The sequence below is a fragment of the Rothia mucilaginosa genome (assembly GCF_964211445.1).
Lineage (GTDB): Bacteria > Actinomycetota > Actinomycetes > Actinomycetales > Micrococcaceae > Rothia > Rothia mucilaginosa_E.
This window is the reverse complement of record NZ_CAXOQT010000005.1, coordinates 41945-65075: the sequence shown is the minus strand read 5'-3', so window position 1 is coordinate 65075 and position 23131 is coordinate 41945. Positions and strand designations below refer to the sequence as shown.

12 protein-coding genes are annotated in these 23131 nt (G+C 57.2%); all 12 read left to right on the top strand.

The genetic code is table 11. The annotated features are described in order from the left end of the window. Nucleotides 1-741 (top strand): nitrate reductase molybdenum cofactor assembly chaperone, encoded by a 741-nt coding sequence (gene narJ / locus AB8E48_RS02120; RefSeq protein ID WP_070615157.1) that lies wholly within the window; start codon nucleotides 1-3, stop codon nucleotides 739-741. Between the two features lie 26 nt (nucleotides 742-767). Next, on the top strand, nucleotides 768-1601 hold the full coding sequence (gene narI / locus AB8E48_RS02115) for a respiratory nitrate reductase subunit gamma (RefSeq protein WP_368885604.1): 834 nt from the start codon (nucleotides 768-770) through the stop codon (nucleotides 1599-1601). Nucleotides 1602-1631: 30 nt separating this feature from the next. After that, entirely contained in the window at nucleotides 1632-2852 is a 1221-nt protein-coding gene (locus AB8E48_RS02110; protein ID WP_368885603.1) for a nitrate/nitrite transporter, read from the top strand. A 283-nt stretch (nucleotides 2853-3135) separates the two neighbouring features. Beyond that, complete coding sequence (gene gcvP, locus AB8E48_RS02105; RefSeq protein ID WP_368885602.1) at nucleotides 3136-5976, top strand: aminomethyl-transferring glycine dehydrogenase; 2841 nt, start codon at nucleotides 3136-3138, stop codon at nucleotides 5974-5976. 173 nt (nucleotides 5977-6149) lie between these two features. Beyond that, complete coding sequence (gcvT, locus tag AB8E48_RS02100) at nucleotides 6150-7268, top strand: glycine cleavage system aminomethyltransferase GcvT (RefSeq protein WP_368885601.1); 1119 nt, start codon at nucleotides 6150-6152, stop codon at nucleotides 7266-7268. A 274-nt stretch (nucleotides 7269-7542) separates the two neighbouring features. Beyond that, complete coding sequence (locus AB8E48_RS02095; protein WP_368885600.1) at nucleotides 7543-9039, top strand: L-serine ammonia-lyase; 1497 nt, start codon at nucleotides 7543-7545, stop codon at nucleotides 9037-9039. A 257-nt stretch (nucleotides 9040-9296) separates the two neighbouring features. After that, entirely contained in the window at nucleotides 9297-12803 is a 3507-nt protein-coding gene (rpoB, locus tag AB8E48_RS02090) for a DNA-directed RNA polymerase subunit beta (protein ID WP_368885599.1), read from the top strand. A 110-nt stretch (nucleotides 12804-12913) separates the two neighbouring features. After that, complete coding sequence (locus tag AB8E48_RS02085; RefSeq protein ID WP_368885598.1) at nucleotides 12914-16816, top strand: DNA-directed RNA polymerase subunit beta'; 3903 nt, start codon at nucleotides 12914-12916, stop codon at nucleotides 16814-16816. 587 nt (nucleotides 16817-17403) lie between these two features. Then, nucleotides 17404-19434: a neutral/alkaline non-lysosomal ceramidase N-terminal domain-containing protein gene (locus tag AB8E48_RS02080; protein WP_368885597.1), complete on the top strand. Its 2031-nt coding sequence runs from the start codon at nucleotides 17404-17406 to the stop codon at nucleotides 19432-19434. Between the two features lie 637 nt (nucleotides 19435-20071). Then, entirely contained in the window at nucleotides 20072-20446 is a 375-nt protein-coding gene (gene rpsL / locus AB8E48_RS02075) for a 30S ribosomal protein S12 (protein WP_005504939.1), read from the top strand. Continuing rightward, entirely contained in the window at nucleotides 20446-20916 is a 471-nt protein-coding gene (gene rpsG / locus AB8E48_RS02070; protein WP_005504941.1) for a 30S ribosomal protein S7, read from the top strand. The genes rpsL and rpsG overlap by 1 nt, the downstream gene beginning before the upstream one ends. A 72-nt stretch (nucleotides 20917-20988) precedes the next feature. Beyond that, nucleotides 20989-23103 carry an elongation factor G gene (gene fusA / locus AB8E48_RS02065; protein ID WP_368885596.1) on the top strand — a complete coding sequence of 705 codons (2115 nt, stop codon included), beginning with the start codon at nucleotides 20989-20991 and terminating at the stop codon, nucleotides 23101-23103. Nucleotides 23104-23131: the final 28 nt, after the last annotated feature.

Here is a 23131-nt window from a genome sequence, read left to right as displayed (position 1 = left end):
GTGGCTGGATTCTTTTCCAAGCTCATGGGCAAGGCCGGTTCCGAGGCTGCGGTCTCGGAGCCGGCTCAGCCGGAGAACCCGTTTGATATCGATTACGGTCCCGGCGAGGATAAGGACTCGGTGATTTACCAGGTGAGCGGTATGCTCCTGGGCTACCCCGATGAGGAGACTCTGAAGGTTCTGCCTGAACTGGTGGAGATTACCGCTTCCACCCAGGATGAGGCTTTCATTGCTGCCGTTGATGCGGTTCAGCAGTGGCTGACTTCTAAGGACCTGGAGGATGTGCAGTCCGAGTACGTGCAGGAATACGACCTTTCGCGTCGTCATTCTCTGCATCTGTCCTACTGGACCGATGGCGATACCCGCCGCCGTGGTGAGACTCTTCTGCGTTTCAAGCAGATGTACCGCGACTCCGGTATGTTGACCGTTTTGAATGGTGAGCTTCCGGACTACCTGCCGCTGGTGCTGGAGTTCTGTGCGTTGGTGGATCGCCGTAAGGGTCGTTCCGCTTTGCAGGCGTACCGTCCGTCCCTTGAGCTTCTTCGTCTGTCCATGAAGGACGGAAATCTGCCCCACTACGGGTTGTTGCAGAGCATCTGCGATACCCTTCCTGGCGTCTCTCCGCAGACTCAGGAGGAGGTCCAGAAGATGGCTGGCTACGGCCCTCCCGTCGAGACTGTTGGCTTGAATGGTTACGCTGATCATCAGCTGCTCCAGCAGGCTTCGGCTCGTTCTAACTAGTTTTATCCCTTGTGAGGAGACAACACGTGTACGTACTTGCTTCTGAGAACGCAGGACATGCTGCACAGGCTGTAGCCGATCCGGGTATTGTTGACATCCTGCTGTGGGGCGTTCTGCCCTATGTTGCACTGGTCGTTCTGATTGGTGGCACCATTTGGCGTTACCGTACTGACCAGTTCGGATGGACTACCCGCTCGTCCCAGGTCTATGAATCGAAGCTGCTGCGCATCGCTTCGCCCCTGTTCCACTACGGTCTCGCTGCCGTGTTCCTTGGTCACGTTGGTGGCCTGGTGGTTCCTAAGTTCCTGACTGACTTCGTCGTTTCGGATGAGACTTACCACATTGTGGCGTTGGTTGGCGGTTCTGTTGCTGCTGCCGCAACCATTATTGGTATGTTCGTTCTGATTGGTCGCCGTGTTTCGAACTCTCGTGTTCGTTCGGCTACCACTCGTAATGACGTTTTCATGTATGTCGTTTTGGTCCTGGTGATTCTCGCTGGTACTGCGGCTACTCTGATTTCGGCAGTGAACCCCTCGGGCGGTCTGCCTCCGGTGAATGGTCACGAGGTTCACTTCAACTACCGTGAAACCATTTCTGTGTGGTTCCGTTCGCTGTTCTACTTCCACCCTGAGGTGGCTTTGATGGTGAATATTCCCGTGGCTTTCAAGATTCACATCGTGGTGGCTATGGTCCTGTTCATCATTTGGCCCTTTACCCGCCTGGTGCACGCACTGACTGTGCCCCTGCACTACCTCTTCCGCCCCTACACCGTGTACCGCTCTCGTGGCGGCCAGCGTGTTGGTGCACGTCGAGGTTGGGACCCGGTAGGCACTCTCCCGCGTGAGCGCGCCGACCGCTAATACACATATCCATATTGCAAAAGAGGAAATATGAGCACCCCTGCTGCACCGAGCTACGACCTGAAGAATGGTCAGCTCCGTAACGTTCTGCTTGCAACCTTCGCCTCGACCATTGGTTTCTGGGCGTGGACCGTTGTTGGCCCGCTGGCCAAGATGTACGCAAAGCAGATGCACCTGGACGCTGGTATGACCAGCCTTCTGGTTGCTATGCCGATTTTCATCGGCGCTATCGGCCGTATTCCTGTTGGCGGTCTGACTGACCGCTACGGTGGTCGTATTATGTTCACCGCTGTTCTGGCGATTAGCGCACCCCTGGTCTTCCTGGTTGGTGTTGCTGGTCAGATGAACTCGCTGCCCATGCTGCTTGTTGTGGCGTTCTTCCTGGGTATTGCGGGTACCGTGTTCGCTGTGGGTATTCCCTTCAGTTCCGCATGGTATGACGCTTCCAAGAAGGGTTTTGCGACCGGTGTGTTCGGTGCCGGCATGGTGGGTACTGCAATTTCTGCATTCGCTACCCCCCGCCTGGTGCAGGGTATTGGTTACTTCCAGACTCACGTTCTGATTGCTGTTATCTGTGCTGTAACCGCTGCTATCTCTTTCTTCTTCTTGAAGGATTCTCCGGCAACCATCGGCCGTGAGGTTACTCCGCTGATGCCGAAGATTGTTCAGGCATTCAAGGTGAAGACCACTTGGCAGCTGTGCTTCCTCTACGCTGTTGTGTTCGGTGCGTTCGTGGCATTCTCGAACTACCTGCCTACTTACCTGAGCAACATCTACAACTTCAACGCTAACGACGCTGGTATGCGTGCGGCTGGCTTTGCGGTTGCTGCTGTGATTGCTCGTCCCTTCGGTGGTGTGCTGGCTGATAAGTTCGGTCCGAAGATTATCACCCTCATCTCCCTGGGTGGTGTGGTGATCCTGGCAGTTATTACCGCGTTCCAGCCTGATGCTGAGCACGTGTATGGTGCTGTTTTCATCCTGATGGCTGCTCTTCTGGGTCTGGGCCACGGCTCGGTCTTCGGCTGGGTGGCTCGTGCGGCTGATCCGAAGAACGTTGGTGCGGTGTCCGGTGTGGTTGCTGCTGCTGGCGCTCTGGGTGGTTTCTTCCCGCCGCTGGTGATGGGCGCAACCTACAACCAGACTGAGAACAACTACTTCATCGGTCTGATGTTGCTGGCTGTGACTGCGGCTCTGGCTTTCCTGTCGGCATTCCTGGTGCCGCACGGCGGCAAGCCTAACCACGCTAAGTAGGGTCTTCTAGTACATCCTTCTGTGGGGTGTATGTGAAGTTTGCTTTGGCTGAGTCCGGCTCGTTTTCTCTTCGGAGAGGACGAGCCGGACTTTGTGCTTTTCAGCTGTTTTTCGTCTAACGGGGTGGGCTTTGGTGGGGGAGAAGAGTTTGATGTTTGGGCATGTCGAATGTTGGTAAAGCTAGCGAAACTTTGTGGAGATGTGGGACACTTAAAGTGTTCGACTCGTCGCAATAGCGCGACGTGACCCCTCTACGGTTTGCGCCGACCAATAGGAGAATCCTATGTCCTTTATTGATCGTCATCTCGGCCCCCGTTCCGCAGACGCAGAGCAGATGCTCGAAACCCTGGGATACTCTTCCCTGGATGCGCTGATGGACGCTGTCGTCCCCTCTCAGATTCGCCTTGACGGCGAATTGCAGCTGCCTGCTCCGTTGTCGGAGCATGAGGCTCAGGCAAAGATTGCCGGCTATGCTGCGAAGAATAAGGTTCTTGCCCAGATGATTGGTGCCGGATACTACGATGCTGTAACTCCCGCTGTTCTGCGCCGTAATATTCTGGAAAACCCCGGTTTCTACACTTCTTACACCCCGTACCAGGCTGAGATTTCTCAGGGTCGCCTGGAGGCTCTGCTGAACTTCCAGAACACCGTGATGGAGCTGACCGGCCTGGAGATTGCAAACTCCTCCCTGCTGGATGAGGCGTCCGCAGTGGCTGAAGCAGCTGTCATGATGCACCGTGCAAACCGCAAGGTGAAGAACGGCTTCTTCGCTATTGACTCCCGTTGCCTGCCTCAGGTTATTTCGGTGACTCGTGGCCGTGCAGAGATGCTCGGCATTCCCTTCGTCATTACTGATTTCTCTGAGGGCCTGCCCGAGGGTGACCTGTACGGTATCGTCCTGGCGTACCCCGGTAATGAAGGCGATATTCGCGATATTGAGCCGCTGATTAAGGCCGCTAAGGAGCGTAACGCTCTGGTCACTGTGGTCGCTGACCTGTTGGCTCTGACCCTGCTGAAGTCTCCGGGCGAGCTGGGTGCTGATATCGCTGTGGGTAACACTCAGCGTTTCGGCCTGCCCTTCTTCTTCGGTGGCCCGCACGCTGCGTACATGGCTGTTCACAAGGGTATGGAGCGTACCATGCCTGGCCGTCTGGTGGGTGTTTCTACGGACTCTGCCGGTAAGCCTGCGTACCGTCTGGCTCTGCAGACTCGTGAGCAGCACATCCGCCGCGAGAAGGCTACTTCCAATATTTGTACTGCTCAGGCTCTGCTGGCTATTGTTGCTGGCGCTTACGCGATGTACCACGGTCCTGAGGGCCTGCGCGCTATCGCGGACCGCCTGCACACCAACGCCGCTCGTGTTGCTACTGCGCTGAAGGCTGCGGGCTACGGTATCGCTCACGATACTTTCTTCGACACCGTCGTGGTGGAGGCTGCTGGCCGCGCCGACGAGCTGGTTGCGAAGGCCCTGGAAGCTGGTGTGAACATCCGCCGCTTCGACGAGAACCGCGTCGGTATTTCCGTGGGTGAGTCTCACGGCGAGGAACTGCTGAAGAGCCTTGTTGAGGCTCTAGGTGGCACCCTCGGCGAGGCAGACGCACAGTACGATCTGCCCGCTGAGCTGCTGCGTACCGATGACTACATGCAGCACCCGATTTTCCACAAGTACCGCTCCGAGACCGAGATGATGCGCTACCTGCGTCACCTCGCTGATAAGGACCTGGCACTTGACCGCACCATGATTCCGCTGGGTTCGTGCACCATGAAGCTGAACGCGGCTGCTGAGATGGAGCCCATCTCCTGGCCCGAGTTCGCGAACATCCACCCGCTGGTCCCGGAGGATCAGGCTGAGGGCTGGCACGAGCTGATTAAGGACCTGAGCGAGTGGCTGGTTGCTATTACCGGTTACGATGCTGTGTCCCTGCAGCCGAACTCGGGTGCGACCGGTGAGTACGCTGGTCTGCGTGCGATCCGTTCCTTCCACGAGGCTAACGGCGACCACGAGCGCGATACCGTTCTGATTCCGCTGTCTGCGCACGGCACCAACGCGGCATCTGCTGCTCTGGCTGGTCTGAAGGTTGCCGGTGTGGCAACCGCTGCTGACGGTTCGATTGATGTTGACGACCTGAAGGCAAAGATTGAGAAGTACGGTCCCAAGGTTGCCGGCATCATGATTACCTACCCCTCCACTCACGGTGTGTTTGAGGAACAGGTTGCTGAGGTTTGCCAGCTGGTTCACGAGGCTGGCGGTCAGGTGTACCTGGATGGCGCGAACCTGAACGCTCAGATGGGCTTCGCTCAGCCCGGTAAGTTCGGCGGCGACGTTTCGCACCTGAACCTGCACAAGACCTTCTCCATTCCTCACGGTGGTGGCGGCCCCGGTGTTGGCCCGCTGGCTGTTCGTGAGCACCTGGCGAAGTTCCTGCCGGGTGACGCATACCGCGCTGACTCTGAGGGTAAGCTCCCCAACGATGCTGCTCTGCCGATTTCGCAGGCGTTCTTCGGTTCTGCCGGTGTTCTGCCGATTAGCTGGATGTACATTGCGATGACTGGTGCTCAGGGTCTGAAGGACTCTTCGCAGTACGCGGTTCTGAACGCTAACTACATTGCGAAGAAGCTGAACGACAAGTACCCGGTGCTGTACACCGGCCCCGGCGGTCTGGTCGCTCACGAGTGCATCCTGGACCTGCGTCAGCTGACCGACCAGTCTCACGTGACTGCTGAGGACGTCTGCAAGCGTCTGATGGACTTCGGCTTCCACGCTCCGACTCTGGCGTTCCCGGTTCCGGGCACCCTGATGGTTGAGCCGACTGAGTCTGAGTCGAAGGAAGAGCTGGACCGCTTCATTGAGGCAATGGAAACCATCTACGACGAGATTATCGAGGTGGCTGAGGGCAAGGTCGCTGTGGAGGATTCGGTTCTGCGCAACGCACCGCACACCGTTGACGTGGTGAGCGCTGATGAGTGGGACCGCCCCTACAGCCGTACTCAGGCAGCTTTCCCTGTCCCGAGCCTGCGCGCTAACAAGTACTTCACTTCGGTGGGTCGTATTGACGGCGCCGGCGGTGACCGTAACTTCGTGTGCGAATGCCCCCCGATGGAGGCTTTCGACCTGGAAGCATAAGGAGCCTGTAACGCTCCTGGGTAGGCTGTAGCAGTCTACCTACCTCACCCGTCCTCAGGTTTCTGGGGGCGGGTGGGGGTCGCCTCCGCAGCGTATCTGGTGTCTGCGGGGGTGGATGAAAATCTACGACGATTGAACGATAACAGCACAAAGCTGTGCGTGAGGAGAATCCAATGTCCCCCAAGAAGACCTCCCTGTACCCGGTTCACGAGAAGCTGGGCGCTTCTTTCACCGACTTTGGTGGCTGGGATATGCCCCTGAAGTACGCTAACGACGTTGCTGAGCACGAGGCTGTCCGTACTCGTGCCGGTATTTTCGACCTGTCTCACATGGGTGAGTTCCGTGTGACCGGCCCGGATGCGGGTGCGTTCCTGGACTACGCTCTGGTGTCGAACATGTCCATCCTGAAGGTTGGTAAGGCGAAGTACTCAATTCTGGTCAACGATAAGGGCGGCGTGATTGACGACCTGATTACTTACCGTCTGGGCGATGAGGAATTCATGGTCGTTCCGAACGCTTCGAACATTGACACTGACTTCGCGGCGATGAGCGAGCGCCTGGGCGATTTCAATGTTGAGTTCGTGAATGAGTCGGATCAGACTTCTCTGATTGCTGTTCAGGGTCCCCGTGCTGAGGAGATCCTGCTGGCTGCGGGTGTTTCTGATGAAGAGGCTGTGCGCGAGCTGAAGTACTACGCTTCGGTTCCGCTGACTGTTGCTGGCGTTGATGTTCTGCTGGCTCGTACCGGTTACACCGGTGAGGATGGCTTCGAGCTGTTTGTTCCGAATGAGAATGCTGTTGAGCTGTGGGATAAGCTGGCTGCTGCCGGTGAGCCTTTCGGCATGATTCCTGCGGGTCTGGCTTCTCGTGACTCCCTGCGTCTTGAGGCTGGTATGCCGTTGTACGGTCACGAGCTGGGTCTGGACATTACCCCCTTCGAGTCCGGTCTGGGCCGTCTGGTTGAGATTGCTCTGGAGAAGAAGGCAGCTAACTTCGTGGGTCGTGAGGCTCTGACTGAGCTGGCTAAGAGTGAGTCCAAGCGCATTCTGGTTGGTTTGAAGGCTCAGGCTAAGCGCCCTGCTCGTGCCGGCTCTAAGCTGGTGGATGCTGAGGGTAATGAGATTGGTGAGGTTACCTCCGGTATTCCTTCCCCGACTCTGGGCTTCCCGATTGCTATGGCTCTGGTGAACCGTGAGTTCTCTGAGGTTGGCTCTACTGTGGATGTTGATATCCGCGGTAAGCGTGCTCCGTTTGATGTTGTGGCTCTGCCGTTCTACAAGCGTGAGAAGTAAGATTTTTTCTGCAGGTTATCTGTAGGGGAGAGGCGTCGTGTCCTGTGTGGGCACGGCGCCTTTTCTGCGCTGTAATGCGGGTCTGAGTAGTGGGGGGAGTGGGTGAGGTGTTCTGAGCCTTAGTTTGTGATGGTTCTGAAGTGCGTTAGGATTAGAGCGGCCAGTCAAGGGTGATTGTCCGCACTTATAGACCGCAGATTGATGTGTGGTTCCTCCGTTGAGGGGCGCATATCTTTTGGGGCGGCACACAGACGACTATTTCGAAGGACAGAACGTGGCTATTAACCAGAGCGCACCCAGTAGCGCCCAGAAGAAGGCAGAGGCTCTGCCGTATGACATCAGTGTTTTTGAGATGTTCAGCATTGGTGTGGGTCCTTCGAGTTCGCATACGGTGGGTCCGATGCGTGCTTCGAATCGTTTTGTGGCGGAGCTGATTGATGAGGGTCTGCTGGATCGCGTGACGGGTGTGCATATTGACCTGTATGGTTCGTTGGCGGCTACTGGTGCCGGTCACGGCACGATGAGCGCGGCGTTGAAGGGTCTGTGCGGTTTTGTTCCGGAGACTATCAATATCGCTGATTCTGAGGCGATGATTGAGCGTAATAGCGTGGATGGTACGTTGCCGTTGGCGGGTTATCCGTCCTCTGCTTACGGTGTGACGGCTCCCGGTGGTGAGGAGCAGAAGGTGTACGGCCCGGTGGTGAATTACCGTGAGCTGGATATGACTCTGCGCCCTCTGACGGTTCTTCCGCGTCATACGAACGGTATGAAGATTGCGGCGTTTGAGGGTGAGCAGCTGCTGTTGGAGCGCACCTACTATTCGATTGGTGGTGGCTTCATCGTTGAGGGTGATGAGGAGGCAACCGGTGGCGCGTCGCTGATGAACCCTCCGTATCCGTTTGGTTCGGCTACTGAGCTGTTGGAGATGGCGAACGAGTCTGGACTGTCGATTGCGCAGTTGAAGATGGCGAATGAGTGTTCGCTGCGTTCTGAGCAGGAGGTCCGTGACGGCATCCTGCATATCTACCGTGTGATGAAGGAGTGCATTGGCTCTTCTCTGGCGCGTGTGGGTTATTTGCCTGGTCCGCTGAAGGTGCGTTGCCGTGCGGGTGCGTGGCACCGCGATTTGATGGTGGAGGATCCTTCGAAGTCTCCTGAGTTCGCTATTGACTGGGTGAACCTGATTGCTTTGGCGGTCAATGAGGAGAATGCTTTTGGTGGTCGTGTGGTGACTGCTCCGACGAATGGTGCTGCGGGTATTATTCCGGCGGTGCTGCATTACGCGATGAATTACACGCAGGGTATTCGCCATTGCGGTCAGGCTGCTCGCGATCAGGCTGTTGTTGATTTCTTCTTGGCGTCTTCTGCTGTGGGTGTGCTGTATAAGAAGCGCGCGTCGATTTCTGGTGCTGAGGTGGGCTGCCAGGGTGAGGTGGGTAGCGCCTCCTCGATGGCTGCAGCCGGTTTGGCGCAGGTGATGGGTGGTACCCCCGAGCAGGTCGAGAACGCTGCTGAGATTGCGATGGAGCACAACTTGGGCCTGACCTGTGACCCGGTGGGTGGTCTGGTGCAGATTCCGTGTATTGAGCGTAATGCGATGGCCGCGTCGAATGCTGTGACGGCGGCTCGTATGGCGTTGCGTGGCGATGGTACGCACCGTGTGTCGTTGGATCAGGTGATTGAGACGATGCGTCAGACCGGTCTGGATATGTCTCACCGTTATAAGGAGACGTCCATGGGCGGTTTGGCTGTGAATGTGGTGGAATGCTAGGTGCACGCCGTGGCAGGTTTGCACTCCTGATGAGGGTGTGGTAGACAGAAGGGATTTCTTCCTGTATCGTTAGTATTTACGCTTTCCCTAACCTTTGTGCCTTCATATAGCGGTGGGCACGGGCTGAAGGTGACGTTTTTCCGTCCGACTCTATAGCTTCGAGCACCGTTCTATTCGGGGGCTGAGGTTGTCATGTCGCCGGTAATGTCGCCGGGAGGCTGATTGCTAACAGACATGTCTGTGGAAGGATCCCCATTTTGGTCGCTTCGAGCACCTCTAACCATGACGCCGCTAACGGCGCAGAGAACGTCTCGCGCCGAATTTCATTCGCGAAGATTAACGAACCGCTGAAGGTTCCCAACCTGCTTGCTATCCAGACCGATAGCTTCGACCGCCTCGTAGGTAACGAGCGTTGGCTGGAGCGTCTGGAAAAGGCGCAGGCTGCTGGTGACACTTCTGTTCCCGCTCAGTCCGGTCTGGCTGAGATTTTTGAAGAAATCTCCCCGATTCGTGACTTCCAGGAGACTATGCAGCTCTCCTTCTCTGAGCCTGAGTTTGCTGACCCCAAGTACTCTGTTGAGGAGTGCAAGGACCGCGACGCAACCTACTCGGCTCCGCTGTACATTAAGGCTGAATTCATGAACCTCGCTACCGGCGAGGTCAAGCAGCAGACCCTGTTCATGGGTGACTTCCCCCTGATGACCGAGGCCGGTACCTTCGTTATTAACGGTACTGAGCGTGTGGTCGTTTCCCAGCTGGTGCGTTCCCCGGGCGCTTACTTCGAGAAGGCTCCGGACCGTACCTCCGATAAGGACATCTACTCGGCCCGCGTGATTCCCTCCCGCGGTGCATGGTTTGAGCTTGAGATTGACAAGCGCGACCAGGTGGGCGTCCGTCTGGACCGCAAGCGTAAGCAGTCCGTGACCGTTCTGCTGAAGGCCCTGGGCTGGACCGAGTCCAAGATTCTGGCTGAGTTCGGTCAGTACGACTCCATCCGCGCAACCCTCGAGAAGGACTCCGTCAAGGATCGCGACGAGGCTCTGCTGGACATCTACCGCAAGCTGCGCCCGGGTGAGCCCCCGACGGTTGAGGCTGCCCAGGCTCTGCTGGACAATATGTACTTCACCCCGCGCCGCTACGACCTGGCAAAGGTCGGCCGTTACAAGCTGAACCGTAAGCTCGGCGTGGACGTTCCCCTGGATTCCCCCGAAGCCTCCGTGCTCAGCCAGGACGACATCGCTCAGATGATTCGTTACCTCTGCGCTCTGCACGCAGGCGAGACCAGCATCCCCGGCGTCCGTGACGGTGAGGAAATCTCCCTGAAGGTCGACATCGACGATATCGACCACTTCGGTAACCGTCGTATCCGCACCGTGGGCGAGCTGATTGAGAACCAGATCCGTACCGGTCTGTCCCGTATGGAGCGCGTGGTTCGCGAGCGCATGACCACCCAGGACGTGGACGCTATCACCCCGCAGTCCCTGGTGAACATCCGCCCCGTTGTGGCAGCTATCAAGGAGTTCTTCGGTACTTCTCAGCTGTCCCAGTTCATGGACCAGAACAACCCGCTGGCGGGTCTGACCCACAAGCGTCGTCTGTCCGCACTGGGCCCGGGCGGTCTATCCCGAGACCGCGCAGGCATGGAAGTTCGAGACGTCCACCCCTCGCACTACGGTCGTATGTGCCCCATTGAAACCCCTGAAGGCCCGAACATTGGTCTGATTGGTTCGCTGGCAACCTACGGTCGCATCAACTCCTTCGGTTTCATCGAGACCCCCTACCGCGTGGTGACTGATGGCCGCGTGACCGATGAGGTCCGCTACCTGACTGCAGACGACGAGAAGTCTGTCGTTATTGCACAGGCAAACGCGCCGCTGAACCCGGACCGCACCTTCGCTGAGAACGAGGTTCTCTGCCGTGCAGGCGATGGTTCTGGCGAAGCTGTTCTGGTTGCTCCCGGTGCCGTTCAGTACATGGACGTCTCCCCGCGCCAGATGGTGTCCGTGGCTACCGCCCTGATTCCTTACCTGGAGCACGACGACGCTAACCGAGCACTGATGGGTGCTAACATGCAGCGTCAGGCTGTGCCCCTGCTGGAGTCTGAGGCTCCCGTGGTTGGTACCGGTATGGAGAAGTACGCAGCACTGGACTCCGGTGACTCCGTGCTCGCGAAGAAGCCCGGTGTGGTTTCCTCCGTGGACGCTAAGACCGTTATCGTCCGTAACGACGACGGCTCTGTCTCCACCTACCCGATCATGAAGTTCTCCCGTTCGAACCCGGGTAACTGCTACAACCAGCGCGTTGTGGTGAAGGAAGGCCAGCGCGTCGAATACCGCGACGTTATCGCTGACGGCCCCTCCACCGACGGCGGCGAGCTGGCACTGGGTAAGAACCTGCTCGTGGCATACATGCCGTGGGAAGGTCTGAACTACGAGGATGCGATCATCCTCTCCCAGCGCATGGTTTCTGAGGACGTGCTGACCTCGATCCACATTGAGGAGCACGAGATTGACGCCCGCGACACCAAGCTGGGCCCCGAGGAGATTACCCGCGATATCCCGAACGTGTCCGAGGATGTTCTCTCGGCTCTGGACGAGCGCGGCATCATCCACATCGGTGCCGAGGTTGAGGCTGGCGACATCCTCGTCGGTAAGGTCACCCCCAAGGGTGAGACCGAGCTGACCCCCGAGGAGCGCCTGCTGCGCGCAATCTTCGGTGAGAAGTCCCGCGAGGTTCGCGACACCTCCCTGAAGGTTCCTCACGGCGAGTCCGGTACCGTCATCGGTATCCGCATCTTCGACCGCGAGAACAACGATGAGGACGATCTGCCCCCGGGCGTGAACCAGCTGGTCCGCGTGTACGTGGCTCAGAAGCGTAAGATTACCGACGGTGACAAGCTTGCAGGCCGCCACGGTAACAAGGGTGTTATTTCCAAGATCCTGCCGATCGAGGATATGCCCTTCCTGGAAGACGGTACCCCCGTGGACGTTATCCTGAACCCGCTGGGCGTGCCCGGTCGTATGAACATTGGTCAGGTTCTGGAAGTCCACACCGGTTGGCTGGCTAAGCAGGGTTGGAAGATTGAGGGCGAGCCCGAGTGGCTCAAGCACATGCCGAACTTCCCGAAGGAATCCGGCCCGACCCGCCTGGCAACCCCGGTGTTCGACGGTGCCCACGAGGACGAGCTGTTCGACCTCATGGATCACTCGAACCCGAACCGCGATGGCGACCGCCTGATTAACCGTTCCGGTAAGGCACGTCTGATTGACGGCCGTTCCGGTGAGCCGTTCCCGGACCCGATTTCGGTTGGTTACCAGTACATCCTGAAGCTGCACCACCTGGTGGATGACAAGATTCACGCTCGTTCCACCGGTCCGTACTCGATGATTACCCAGCAGCCCCTGGGTGGTAAGGCGCAGTTCGGTGGTCAGCGCTTCGGTGAGATGGAAGTGTGGGCGCTGGAAGCATACGGCGCCGCATACACCCTGCAGGAAATCCTGACCGTCAAGTCCGATGACGTGGCGGGCCGTGTGAAGGTTTACGAGGCTATCGTGAAGGGCGAGAACATCCCTGAGCCGGGTATCCCCGAATCCTTCAAGGTTCTTATCAAGGAAATGCAGTCTCTGTGCCTGAACGTCGAGGTGCTCTCCACTGACGGCAAGATTATCGAGATGAGCGACTCGGAGGAAGAAGGCTTCCGGGCAGCAGAAGATATGGGCGTGAGCCTGACCCACGACGAGCCTAGCTCCGTCGACGAGGCATAAGCACCGCCTCCTTCTAGGGTGGGGAGCCCCGCATGCGCTCGCGTGCGTTGTGGGGTTCCCGCCCGCTAACCCAAGTCTTCAGAAACTTACAGAAAGAGATTAGGACCGATATGTCCAACGAATCTTCGCTTGGTTTGATGCGAATTGGCCTCGCCACCGCCGACGACATCCGTCGTTGGTCCTTCGGTGAGGTTAAGAAGCCCGAGACCATCAACTACCGTACCCTGAAGCCCGAGAAGGACGGCCTCTTCGACGAGCGTATCTTCGGCCCCACCAAGGACTGGGAGTGCTACTGCGGTAAGTACAAGCGCGTGCGCTTCAAGGGCATCGTGTGTGAGCGCTGTGGTGTTGAGGTGACCCGCTCTAAGGTACGTCGTGAGCGTATGGGCCACATTGAGCTGGCTGCTCCTGTCACCCACATTTGGTACTTCAAGGGTGTTCCTTCCCGCCTGGGTTACCTGCTGGATCTGGCTCCGAAGGACCTGGAGAAGGTCATTTACTTCGCTGCCTACATGATCACTAAGGTTGACGAGGAGGCTCGTCACGAGGATCTGCCCATGCTGCAGGCTGCTCACGACCGTGAGAAGCAGGAGCTTGAGGCTGCTCTGAACGCTGATGTGAACGCTATCAGCCGTGAGGTTGAGGCTGAGCTGGCTCGTATTGAGGCAGAGGGCGGCAAGGCTGCTGAGAAGCGTAAGCTGCGCGATAACGCTGAGCGTCAGCTCGCGTCGGTGCGTAAGCGCTACGAGCGTGAGGCTGAGCACCTGGATCGCGTGTGGGACCGCTTCAAGAACCTGAAGGTCGCTGACCTTGAGGGTGACGAGGCGCTGTACCGTTCCATGATTGATAAGTACGGCCTGTACTTTGAGGGTGCGATGGGCGCAGAGGCTATTAAGAAGCGTCTGGAGTCCTTCGACCTGGAGGCAGAGGCTGAGGCTCTCAAGGAGATTATTCAGACCGGTAAGGGTCAGAAGAAGACCCGCGCTCTGAAGCGTCTGAAGGTTGTTAACGCCTTCCTGACCACTAACAACTCTCCGCTGGGTATGGTCCTGGATGTCGTTCCGGTTATTCCGCCGGAACTGCGCCCGATGGTTCAGCTGGATGGTGGCCGTTTTGCGACCTCCGACCTGAACGACCTGTACCGTCGTGTGATTAACCGTAACAACCGTTTGAAGCGTCTGCTGGAGCTGGGTGCTCCGGAGATTATCGTGAACAACGAGAAGCGTATGCTGCAGGAAGCTGTGGACTCGCTCTTCGATAACGGTCGTCGCGGTCGCCCGGTGACCGGCCCCGGTAACCGCCCCCTGAAGTCTCTGTCTGACATGCTGAAGGGTAAGCAGGGTCGTTTCCGCCAGAACCTGCTCGGTAAGCGTGTTGACTACTCGGGTCGTTCCGTGATTGTGGTTGGTCCCCAGCTGCAGATGCACCAGTGTGGTCTGCCCAAGCAGATGGCTCTGGAGCTGTTCAAGCCCTTCGTTATGAAGCGTCTGGTGGAGCTGAGCCACGCTCAGAACATTAAGAGCGCTAAGCGTATGGTTGAGCGTTTCCGCCCGCAGGTTTGGGACGTTCTGGAAGAGGTTATTGCTGAGCACCCGGTTTTGCTGAACCGTGCACCTACTCTGCACCGCCTCGGTATTCAGGCGTTTGAGCCGAAGCTGGTTGAGGGTAAGGCTATTCAGCTGCACCCGCTGGTTTGCTCCGCGTTCAACGCTGACTTCGATGGTGACCAGATGGCAGTTCACCTGCCGCTGTCTCCCGAGGCTCAGGCTGAGGCTCGTATCCTCATGCTGTCCTCGAACAACATCCTGAAGCCGTCGGATGGCCGCCCTGTGGCTGTTCCTTCGCAGGATATGATCATTGGTCTGTACCACCTGACTACTCCTCGCGATGGTCAGAAGAACGAGGGTCACGCATTCTCCTCGGTGTCTGAGGCTCTGATGGCGATGGATCGTCACGAGATTGAGCTGTACACCAAGGTGAAGATTCGCCTTGATGGTGACCAGTTTGTTGCTCCTGAGGGCTGGGAAGCTCCCGAGGGTTACAAGCCTGGCGACCCTGTCCTGCTGGACTGCACCGTTGGTCAGGTTCTGTTCAACCAGGCTCTGCCGAAGGATTACCCCTGGTTCTCCGGCGTGGCAGATAAGAAGGGCCTGGGTAGCCTGATTAACGATCTGGCTGAGCGTTACCCGATGGATGTTGTGGCTCGTGCTCTGGATAACCTGAAGAACTCCGGTTTCTACTGGGCTTCTCGTTCGGGCGTGACCGTGGCTGTTTCCGATATTGCTACTCCCGCTGAGAAGCCGGCAATTATGGAGCGCTACGAGAAGCAGGCTGCTGCAATTCAGGACGACTTCGAGATCGGTACCATCGATGACGAAGAGCGTCGTCAGGAGCTGATTAAGGTTTGGACTGAGGCTACCGACGTGGTTGCTGAGGCTATGCGTGAGAACCTGAGCTCTCACGGTGGTCTGAACACCATTTACCGTATGGTGACCTCCGGTGCACGTGGTAACTGGATGCAGGTCCGTCAGATTGCGGGTATCCGCGGTCTGGTGTCGAACCCGAAGGGTGAGATTATGCCTCGCCCGATTAAGTCCTCGTACCGTGAGGGCCTGTCGGTTCTGGAGTACTTCATCGCGACCCACGGTGCACGTAAGGGTCTGGCGGATACCGCACTGCGTACCGCTAACTCGGGTTACCTGACTCGTCGTCTGGTGGACGTTTCGCAGGACGTTATCGTTCGCGAGCACGACTGTGGCACTCGCCGCGGTCTGGTTCTGCCTCTGATTGATGAGGATGGCGGTCTGCACCAGGATGTCGAGACTTCGATTCACGGTCGTACCCTTGCGGTTGACGTGAAGGACGAGGCTGGCAACGTTCTGACTGCTGCTGGTTCCGATGTCTCTGATGAGCTCATTGAGAAGCTCTTCAAGGCAGGCGTGAAGGATGTTCGCGTCCGTTCGGTTCTGACCTGTGAGTCCGCTATTGGTGTGTGTGCACTGTGCTACGGCCGTTCGATGGCTTCGAATGTGCTGGTGGACATTGGTGAGGCTGTTGGTATTATTGCGGCTCAGTCGATTGGTGAGCCCGGTACCCAGCTGACCATGCGTACCTTCCACACCGGTGGTGTGGCTTCGGCTGACGATATTACTCAGGGTCTGCCCCGTATTCAGGAGCTGTTCGAGGCTCGTACCCCCAAGGGTGTTGCCCCGATTTCTGAGGTGTCCGGTCGCGTGACCATTGAGGATACCGAGAAGTCCTACAAGATTGTGGTGACCCCGGACGATGGTTCCGAGCCCCAGTCCTACACTGTTCTGCGTCGTGCAGCTTCTAAGCTGCAGAACGGCGATCACGTTCAGGTTGGCGATCAGCTGGCTACCGGTTCTGTTGATCCGAAGGAGGTTCTGCGTATTCGTGGTCCTCGTGAGGCTCAGAAGCACCTGGTGAGCGAGGTTCAGGGCGTGTACAAGTCGCAGGGTGTGGAAATCCACGACAAGCATGTTGAGGTTATTGTTCGCCAGATGCTGCGTCGCGTGACCGTGATTGAGTCCGGTGATACCGATCTGCTGCCTGGTGAGCTGGTGGATAACATTGCTTTCCAGACTGCTAACCGCAAGGCACTGGCTGAGGGTAAGAAGCCCGCAGCTGGCCGTCCGGAAATGATGGGTATTACCAAGGCTTCGCTGGCTACCGAGTCCTGGCTGTCGGCGGCCTCCTTCCAGGAGACCACCCGCGTCCTGACTCAGGCTGCTATGGAGGCGAAGACTGACCCGCTGCTCGGCCTGAAGGAGAACGTGATCATCGGTAAGCTGGTTCCCGCCGGTACCGGTCTGGCACGTTACAACGATATTGAGGTTGAGCCCAGCGCTCAGGCTACCGCGGAGCGTATGCAGGCTCTGGACACTTTCGGCGGTTACCCGAGCGCATTCCAGATGGATAACGAGGTGTACACTTACGGCAACGGCGGCTTTATGGCTGTTTCGCTGGATGAGTACGGTCGTGGTCTGGACTAAGGCTTCTGCCCTGAGGGGCAGGTTGGGGGTTTAGACTCCTGACCTGGTCCCTGATAAAGAACGCGGATACTCGAGTTGTCTCGGGTATCCGCGTTCTTTGTTTAATGATTAGGGAGGCGGCTTTTCTTTTAAGCAGTGCTTTAGTGTTCTTTATCCTTCAGGGGAAGGTTGTAATATTTTCTGCCTAGTGGGCGAATTTATTTATCAAAAAATCATTGGAGTGCATTATTTTTCAAAGCGAGAAAATTTCTTGACTGGGTAAGAAATAAGATGATGCACAATTCTTGCGAGAATCCTTGTATTTCGCCGCAGGAGTGCAATATACAGAATGTTTGCTCGTTTTTCTTGCCAGTATAAAAAGAGTGAATATTCTATATTTGAACAATGCTAATTCAACTTGGAAAGCCCTTTGACTAGGTTCTATTCTTGAAGGCATGCATATCACTCCATTCTCTTCCGGACGGGTGGCAACTCGAGGCACCCGACTGTCTTCCGGAGTAGCACAGTCTCACGAATCTGAACAGAATTCTTCCTTGTCTGCAGGGGAGCAAAAGCGCTCCTCTGTTTTTTCGCGCTTTAAGGCGCCCGTGCATTCTCTCACTCGAATTGGTGCAGCATGCCTTATTGCGGCATCCGCAATTCTTCCCGCCGGCCAGATTGCGACGGCAGCTCCTGCCTCTCAGAGCTCCAGCGCTACCCCCTACCTGGTAGGTGCGGGTGCGGCGGATATTACCGGCGAGCCCGGTGAAGTCGGCTTCATGGGCTACGGCGACTCTTCCCAGAAGGGTAGTGGTGTGCATACTCGTCAGTACGCACGTGCTTTCATTGCTGTGGACCGCGCCTCGGGTAAGCGCAACCTCATCGTTGTGCTTGATACGCTGACCAGTTGGCAGTCGTTGCGTGATGAACTGGTGAAGCGCATCCGTGCAGAGTTTGGCTCCGCGTACGACGAGTCGAACATTATGATTACCGCGACTCACACCCACGCAACTCCGGGTGGTATTACGCACCAGAGTCTGTACAACATTACGACTCTGGGCTTCCATCAGGACACCTTCAATGCCCAGGTGAACGGTTCGCTGAAGGCAATCCGCCAGGCAACCAAGGATCTGGCTCCTGGTAACCTGACGATTTCTTCTTCGAAGCTGACCGGTGTTGGTGCTAACCGTTCCCGTGAGGCGTTTAATCTGGATTCTCCTCAGTTGCGTTCTAAGTTGCCCGGCGGTACCGATCCGACCAATATGACTCTGCGTTTGGAACGTAACGGCAAGACTCGTGCGGTGCTGAACTGGTTCGCGATTCACCCGACGTCTTTGACCTCGAAGAATACTCTGATTTCGAGCGATAACAAGGGGTATGCGGAATACCTGCTGGAGACTCAGGACCACGGTGTTGATCGCAATGTTCCCGGTAGTGGCGATGGTTTCGTGGCGGCGTTTGCAAATGCTAATGCTGGTGACGTTTCCCCGAATACTTGGTTGAAGCCCGGCCAGGGCCCGACCAATGACCAGTTCAAGAACGTGAAGATTCAAGGTGAGAAGCAGGCTAACGCCGTGCGTTCTCAGCTCAAGAGCTCGGGTACTCCGGTGGGTAAGGGTCTGGATTCGCGCATTTCGTACTTCAACTTCTCGGGTATGAACGTGGATGCCAAGTACACCGGTAGTGGCCATAATGAGCGCACCTGCCAGGGCTTCCTGGGTACTCCGTTCGGCGCCGGATCCACTGAGGACGGCGGCGGCGGTTGGGCTGTCTATAAGGAAGGCTCGGGTCGCCCCTCTATTCTGGGTACTTTGGTGTTCACACCGAGTGCGGCGCAGACGCGTTGCCAGCAGCCGAAGGGTATTCTCTTCTCTGCAAAAAATGGAACGATCATTCAGGAAAAGTATCCGGTGCAGATTATGCGCTTCGGTGACTACTACCTGCTGGGTATGCCCGGCGAGTTCACCGGTGCGGTAGGTGTGCAGTACCGCCAGGATGCTGCCAAGCTCTTCGGCGTTCCTGAATCGCACATCATTCTGCAGGGCTACACCAATGCCTACGATCACTACGTGACGACCCCCGAGGAATACGACTCGCAGCAGTACGAAGGCGGCGCGACCCTCTTTGGCCGTTACACCTCCAGTGCCTTCCGCCAGACTATTAACGTTGTTGGAACTTCCCTGAAGAACGGCACCCCTCTGGGTATCGGTGATCGTCCGAATGATCGTCGCCCGGTAGCCAGCCTGCAGGGTAAGGTCGTCTACGACACTCCGATGTTTGGTACGCGCTACGGTCAGGTGACCCAGCAGCCCCAGGATGCTATTGCCGGCCGTCAGGAGGTATCAGCACGTTTTGTGGGTGCGCACCCGAATAACAACATGCATCACGATGGTAGCTACTTCGTGATTGAGCGTCGTGTGGGTAATACCTGGAAGTACTACACCGCGGATAACAATCCGGACACCTTCTTTGAGTGGAAGCGCATTGGCGTGTCTGCTTCTCAGGTGACGGTGCGTTGGAGCGTTCCGGCAAATACTCCTAAGGGTCAGTACCGCATTCGCTATTACGGCAATGCCAAGAAGAATGCGAAGACTATCACCCCCTTTGAGGGTCAGACTCGAGTCTTCCAGGTGGTGTAGCCTGGTAGCTGCTCGGGTGAACTCCCAACTGAATACTCTTTTGCGGGAGGCGGGTGCGGTTTTGCGCTCGCCTCCCGCAAGTATTGAAGCCGTCAAGAATCGTGTGCGTGATTCTTGGCGGCTTTCTGTTTTAGGTTGCCTCAAAGAGGTCACGGGGAAGGGATAAATCTCAACAATGTAATTTAAGTGAGGTAAATCATTGGATTTAACCCCTTGGGTGGGGCATTAAAGCGAAGAATCCCAGATCTGGCGCTAGATTAAGTGGGATTTAACCTGTATAGTCTTATCCGAAGTACTTGAGCTCGGTGCACAAGGATCCACCCCCGGTGGGTTTACGCGGGATATTTCCCGAGGGCACGGGCATGATGAATCAATGGCAGTATGGATACCGTCCTTTGGCGTTGCTTTTTGCTGACGCCTAAATGCCATTTTTAAGTGTGCCCAAAAACTTTTTCACCTCTGACGGTGAGGAATTTTAGCCCTGAGAACTCGCCGAGATGTCGAGGAACCTATAGAAACCAACCGGATATGCATCCGAGCGTTTCTGATAACCGAGAGCACCCATCCAACGTGATGGGGGCCAGTAAGTTTATACGGGCTTCTCTAACGAGAAACCTGATCAAGCAACGGAGAAAACGTGCCTACTATTCAGCAGCTGGTCCGCAAGGGCCGGACTCCCAAGGTCGTTAAGACCAAGGCGCCCGCACTGAAGGGCAACCCCATGAAGCGTGGCGTGTGCACCCGTGTGTACACCACCACCCCGAAGAAGCCGAACTCGGCACTGCGTAAGGTCGCTCGTGTCAAGCTCAACGGCGGCGTCGAGGTTACCGCATACATCCCCGGTGAGGGTCACAACCTGCAGGAGCACTCGATCGTGCTCGTTCGCGGTGGTCGTGTGAAGGACCTCCCCGGTGTTCGCTACAAGATCGTTCGTGGCGCTCTGGATACCCAGGGTGTTAAGGGTCGCGGCCAGGCTCGCTCCCGCTACGGCGCTAAGAAGGAGAAGAAGTAATGCCTCGTAAGGGTCCCGCTCCCAAGCGTCCCCTCGTAAACGATCCTGTTTACGGTTCTGCTCTGGTCACTCAGCTGATTAACAAGGTTCTGCTGGACGGCAAGAAGTCCGTCGCAGAGCGCATCGTCTACGGCGCCCTCGAGGGTGTCGAGAAGAAGACCGGTTCTGACCCGGTCGCAACCCTGAAGAAGGCAATGGACAACATCAAGCCTTCTCTCGAGGTTCGCTCCCGCCGCGTTGGCGGTGCAACCTACCAGGTTCCGGTTGAGGTTCGCCCCGGCCGTTCCACCGCTCTGGCTCTTCGCTGGCTCGTTGGCTTCTCGAAGCAGCGCCGCGAGAAGACCATGACTGAGCGTCTGATGAACGAGATCCTGGATGCGTCCAACGGTCTCGGTGCCGCTGTGAAGCGTCGCGAGGACACTCACAAGATGGCCGAGTCCAACAAGGCCTTCGCACACTACCGCTGGTAATTCTCCGTTTAGAGCCTGCCGAGTCGATTCGAGTCGGCAGGCTTTCGGAGTATCTCATTTAGGGAGAATAACGTGGCACTTGACGTGTTCACCGACCTTAACAAGGTCCGCAACATCGGTATTATGGCGCACATCGACGCCGGTAAGACCACCACCACTGAGCGCATTCTGTTCTACACCGGTATTAACCACAAGATTGGTGAGACCCACGACGGCGCTTCCACCATGGACTGGATGGCTCAGGAGCAGGAGCGAGGTATTACCATTACCTCCGCAGCAACCACCTGCTTCTGGAAGGACAACCAGATCAACATCATCGACACCCCCGGTCACGTCGACTTCACCGTTGAGGTTGAGCGCTCCCTGCGCGTCCTCGACGGCGCAGTTGCTGTGTTCGACGGCAAGGAAGGTGTTGAGCCCCAGTCTGAGACCGTTTGGCGTCAGGCTGACAAGTACGACGTCCCCCGTATCTGCTTCGTCAACAAGATGGACAAGATGGGTGCGGACTTCTACTTCACCGTTCAGACCATCATCGACCGCCTGGGCGCTCGCCCGCTGGTTGTTCAGCTCCCCATCGGTGCTGAGAGCGACTTCATCGGTGTCGTTGACCTGCTCGAAATGAAGGCATACGTATGGCCCGGCGACGCCAAGGGTGACGTGTCCATGGGTGCCTCCTACGAGGTTCAGGACATCCCCGCTGACCTGGTCGAGAAGGCTGAGCAGTACCGCGCTGAGCTGGTTGAGGCTGTTGCTGAGTCCAGCGAAGAACTCATGGAGAAGTACCTCGAAGAGGGCGAGCTGACCATCCCCGAGATCAAGGCTGGTATCCGTCAGCTCGTGATTGCAGGCGAGGCATTCCCCGTTCTCTGTGGTTCTGCATTTAAGAACCGTGGTGTTCAGCCCATGCTGGATGCTGTGATTGAGTACCTGCCCTCCCCGCTGGACGTTCCGGACGTTGTCGGTTCCAACCCCTCCAACGAGGAAGAGAAGCTGACCCGTAAGGCATCCGCTGAGGAGCCCTTCGCAGCACTGGCGTTCAAGGTTGCAGCTCACCCGTTCTACGGTCAGCTGACCTACACCCGTGTGTACTCCGGTACCGCAGCTCAGGGCCAGCAGGTTCTGAACTCCACCAAGGGTAAGAAGGAGCGCATCGGTAAGCTCTTCCAGATGCACTCCAACAAGGAGAACCCGGTTGAGGAGATCACTGCAGGTCACATTTACGCTGCGATTGGTCTGAAGGACACCACCACTGGTGACACCCTGTGTGACCCCGCACACCCGATCGTTCTCGAGTCGATGACCTTCCCCGACCCCGTGATCTTCGTGGCTATCGAGCCCAAGACCAAGGGCGACCAGGAGAAGATGTCCACCGCTATCCAGAAGCTTTCCGCTGAGGACCCCACCTTCACCGTTTCGCTGAACGAAGAAACCGGTCAGACCGAAATTGGTGGTATGGGTGAGCTGCACCTGGACATCATCGTTGACCGTATGAAGCGTGAGTTCAAGGTTGAGGCTAACGTTGGTAAGCCTCAGGTTGCTTACCGCGAGACCATCAAGAAGGCAGTCGAGAAGGTCGACTACACCCACAAGAAGCAGACCGGTGGTTCCGGTCAGTTCGCAAAGGTGCAGGTCTCCTTCGAGCCCCTGCCCCTGGACGGCGAAGAGCTGTACCTGTTCGAGGACAAGGTCACCGGTGGCCGCGTTCCTCGCGAGTACATCCCCTCGGTCGACGCTGGTATCCAGGACGCTATGAAGTTCGGTGTCCTCGCTGGCTACCCGATGGTGGGCGTGAAGGCAACCCTGATCGACGGTGCTTACCACGACGTCGACTCCTCCGAAATGGCGTTCAAGATCGCTGGTTCGATGGTCTTCAAGGAAGGCGCTAAGCGCGCTAACCCGGTCCTGCTCGAGCCGCTGATGGACGTTGAGGTTCGTACCCCCGAGGAGTACATGGGCGACGTTATCGGCGACCTGAACTCCCGCCGTGGCCAGGTTCGTTCCATGGAGGACGCATCCGGCGTTAAGATCATCAAGGCTATCGTGCCCCTGACCGAAATGTTCGGTTACATTGGCGACCTGCGTGGTAAGACCCAGGGTCGTGCAGTGTTCTCGATGGCATTCGACAGCTACGGCGAGGTTCCCAAGAACGTCGCTGACGAGATCATTCAGAAGAGCCGCGGCGAGTAATTTCCGCGTCTCACCCGTGGGCCACGGG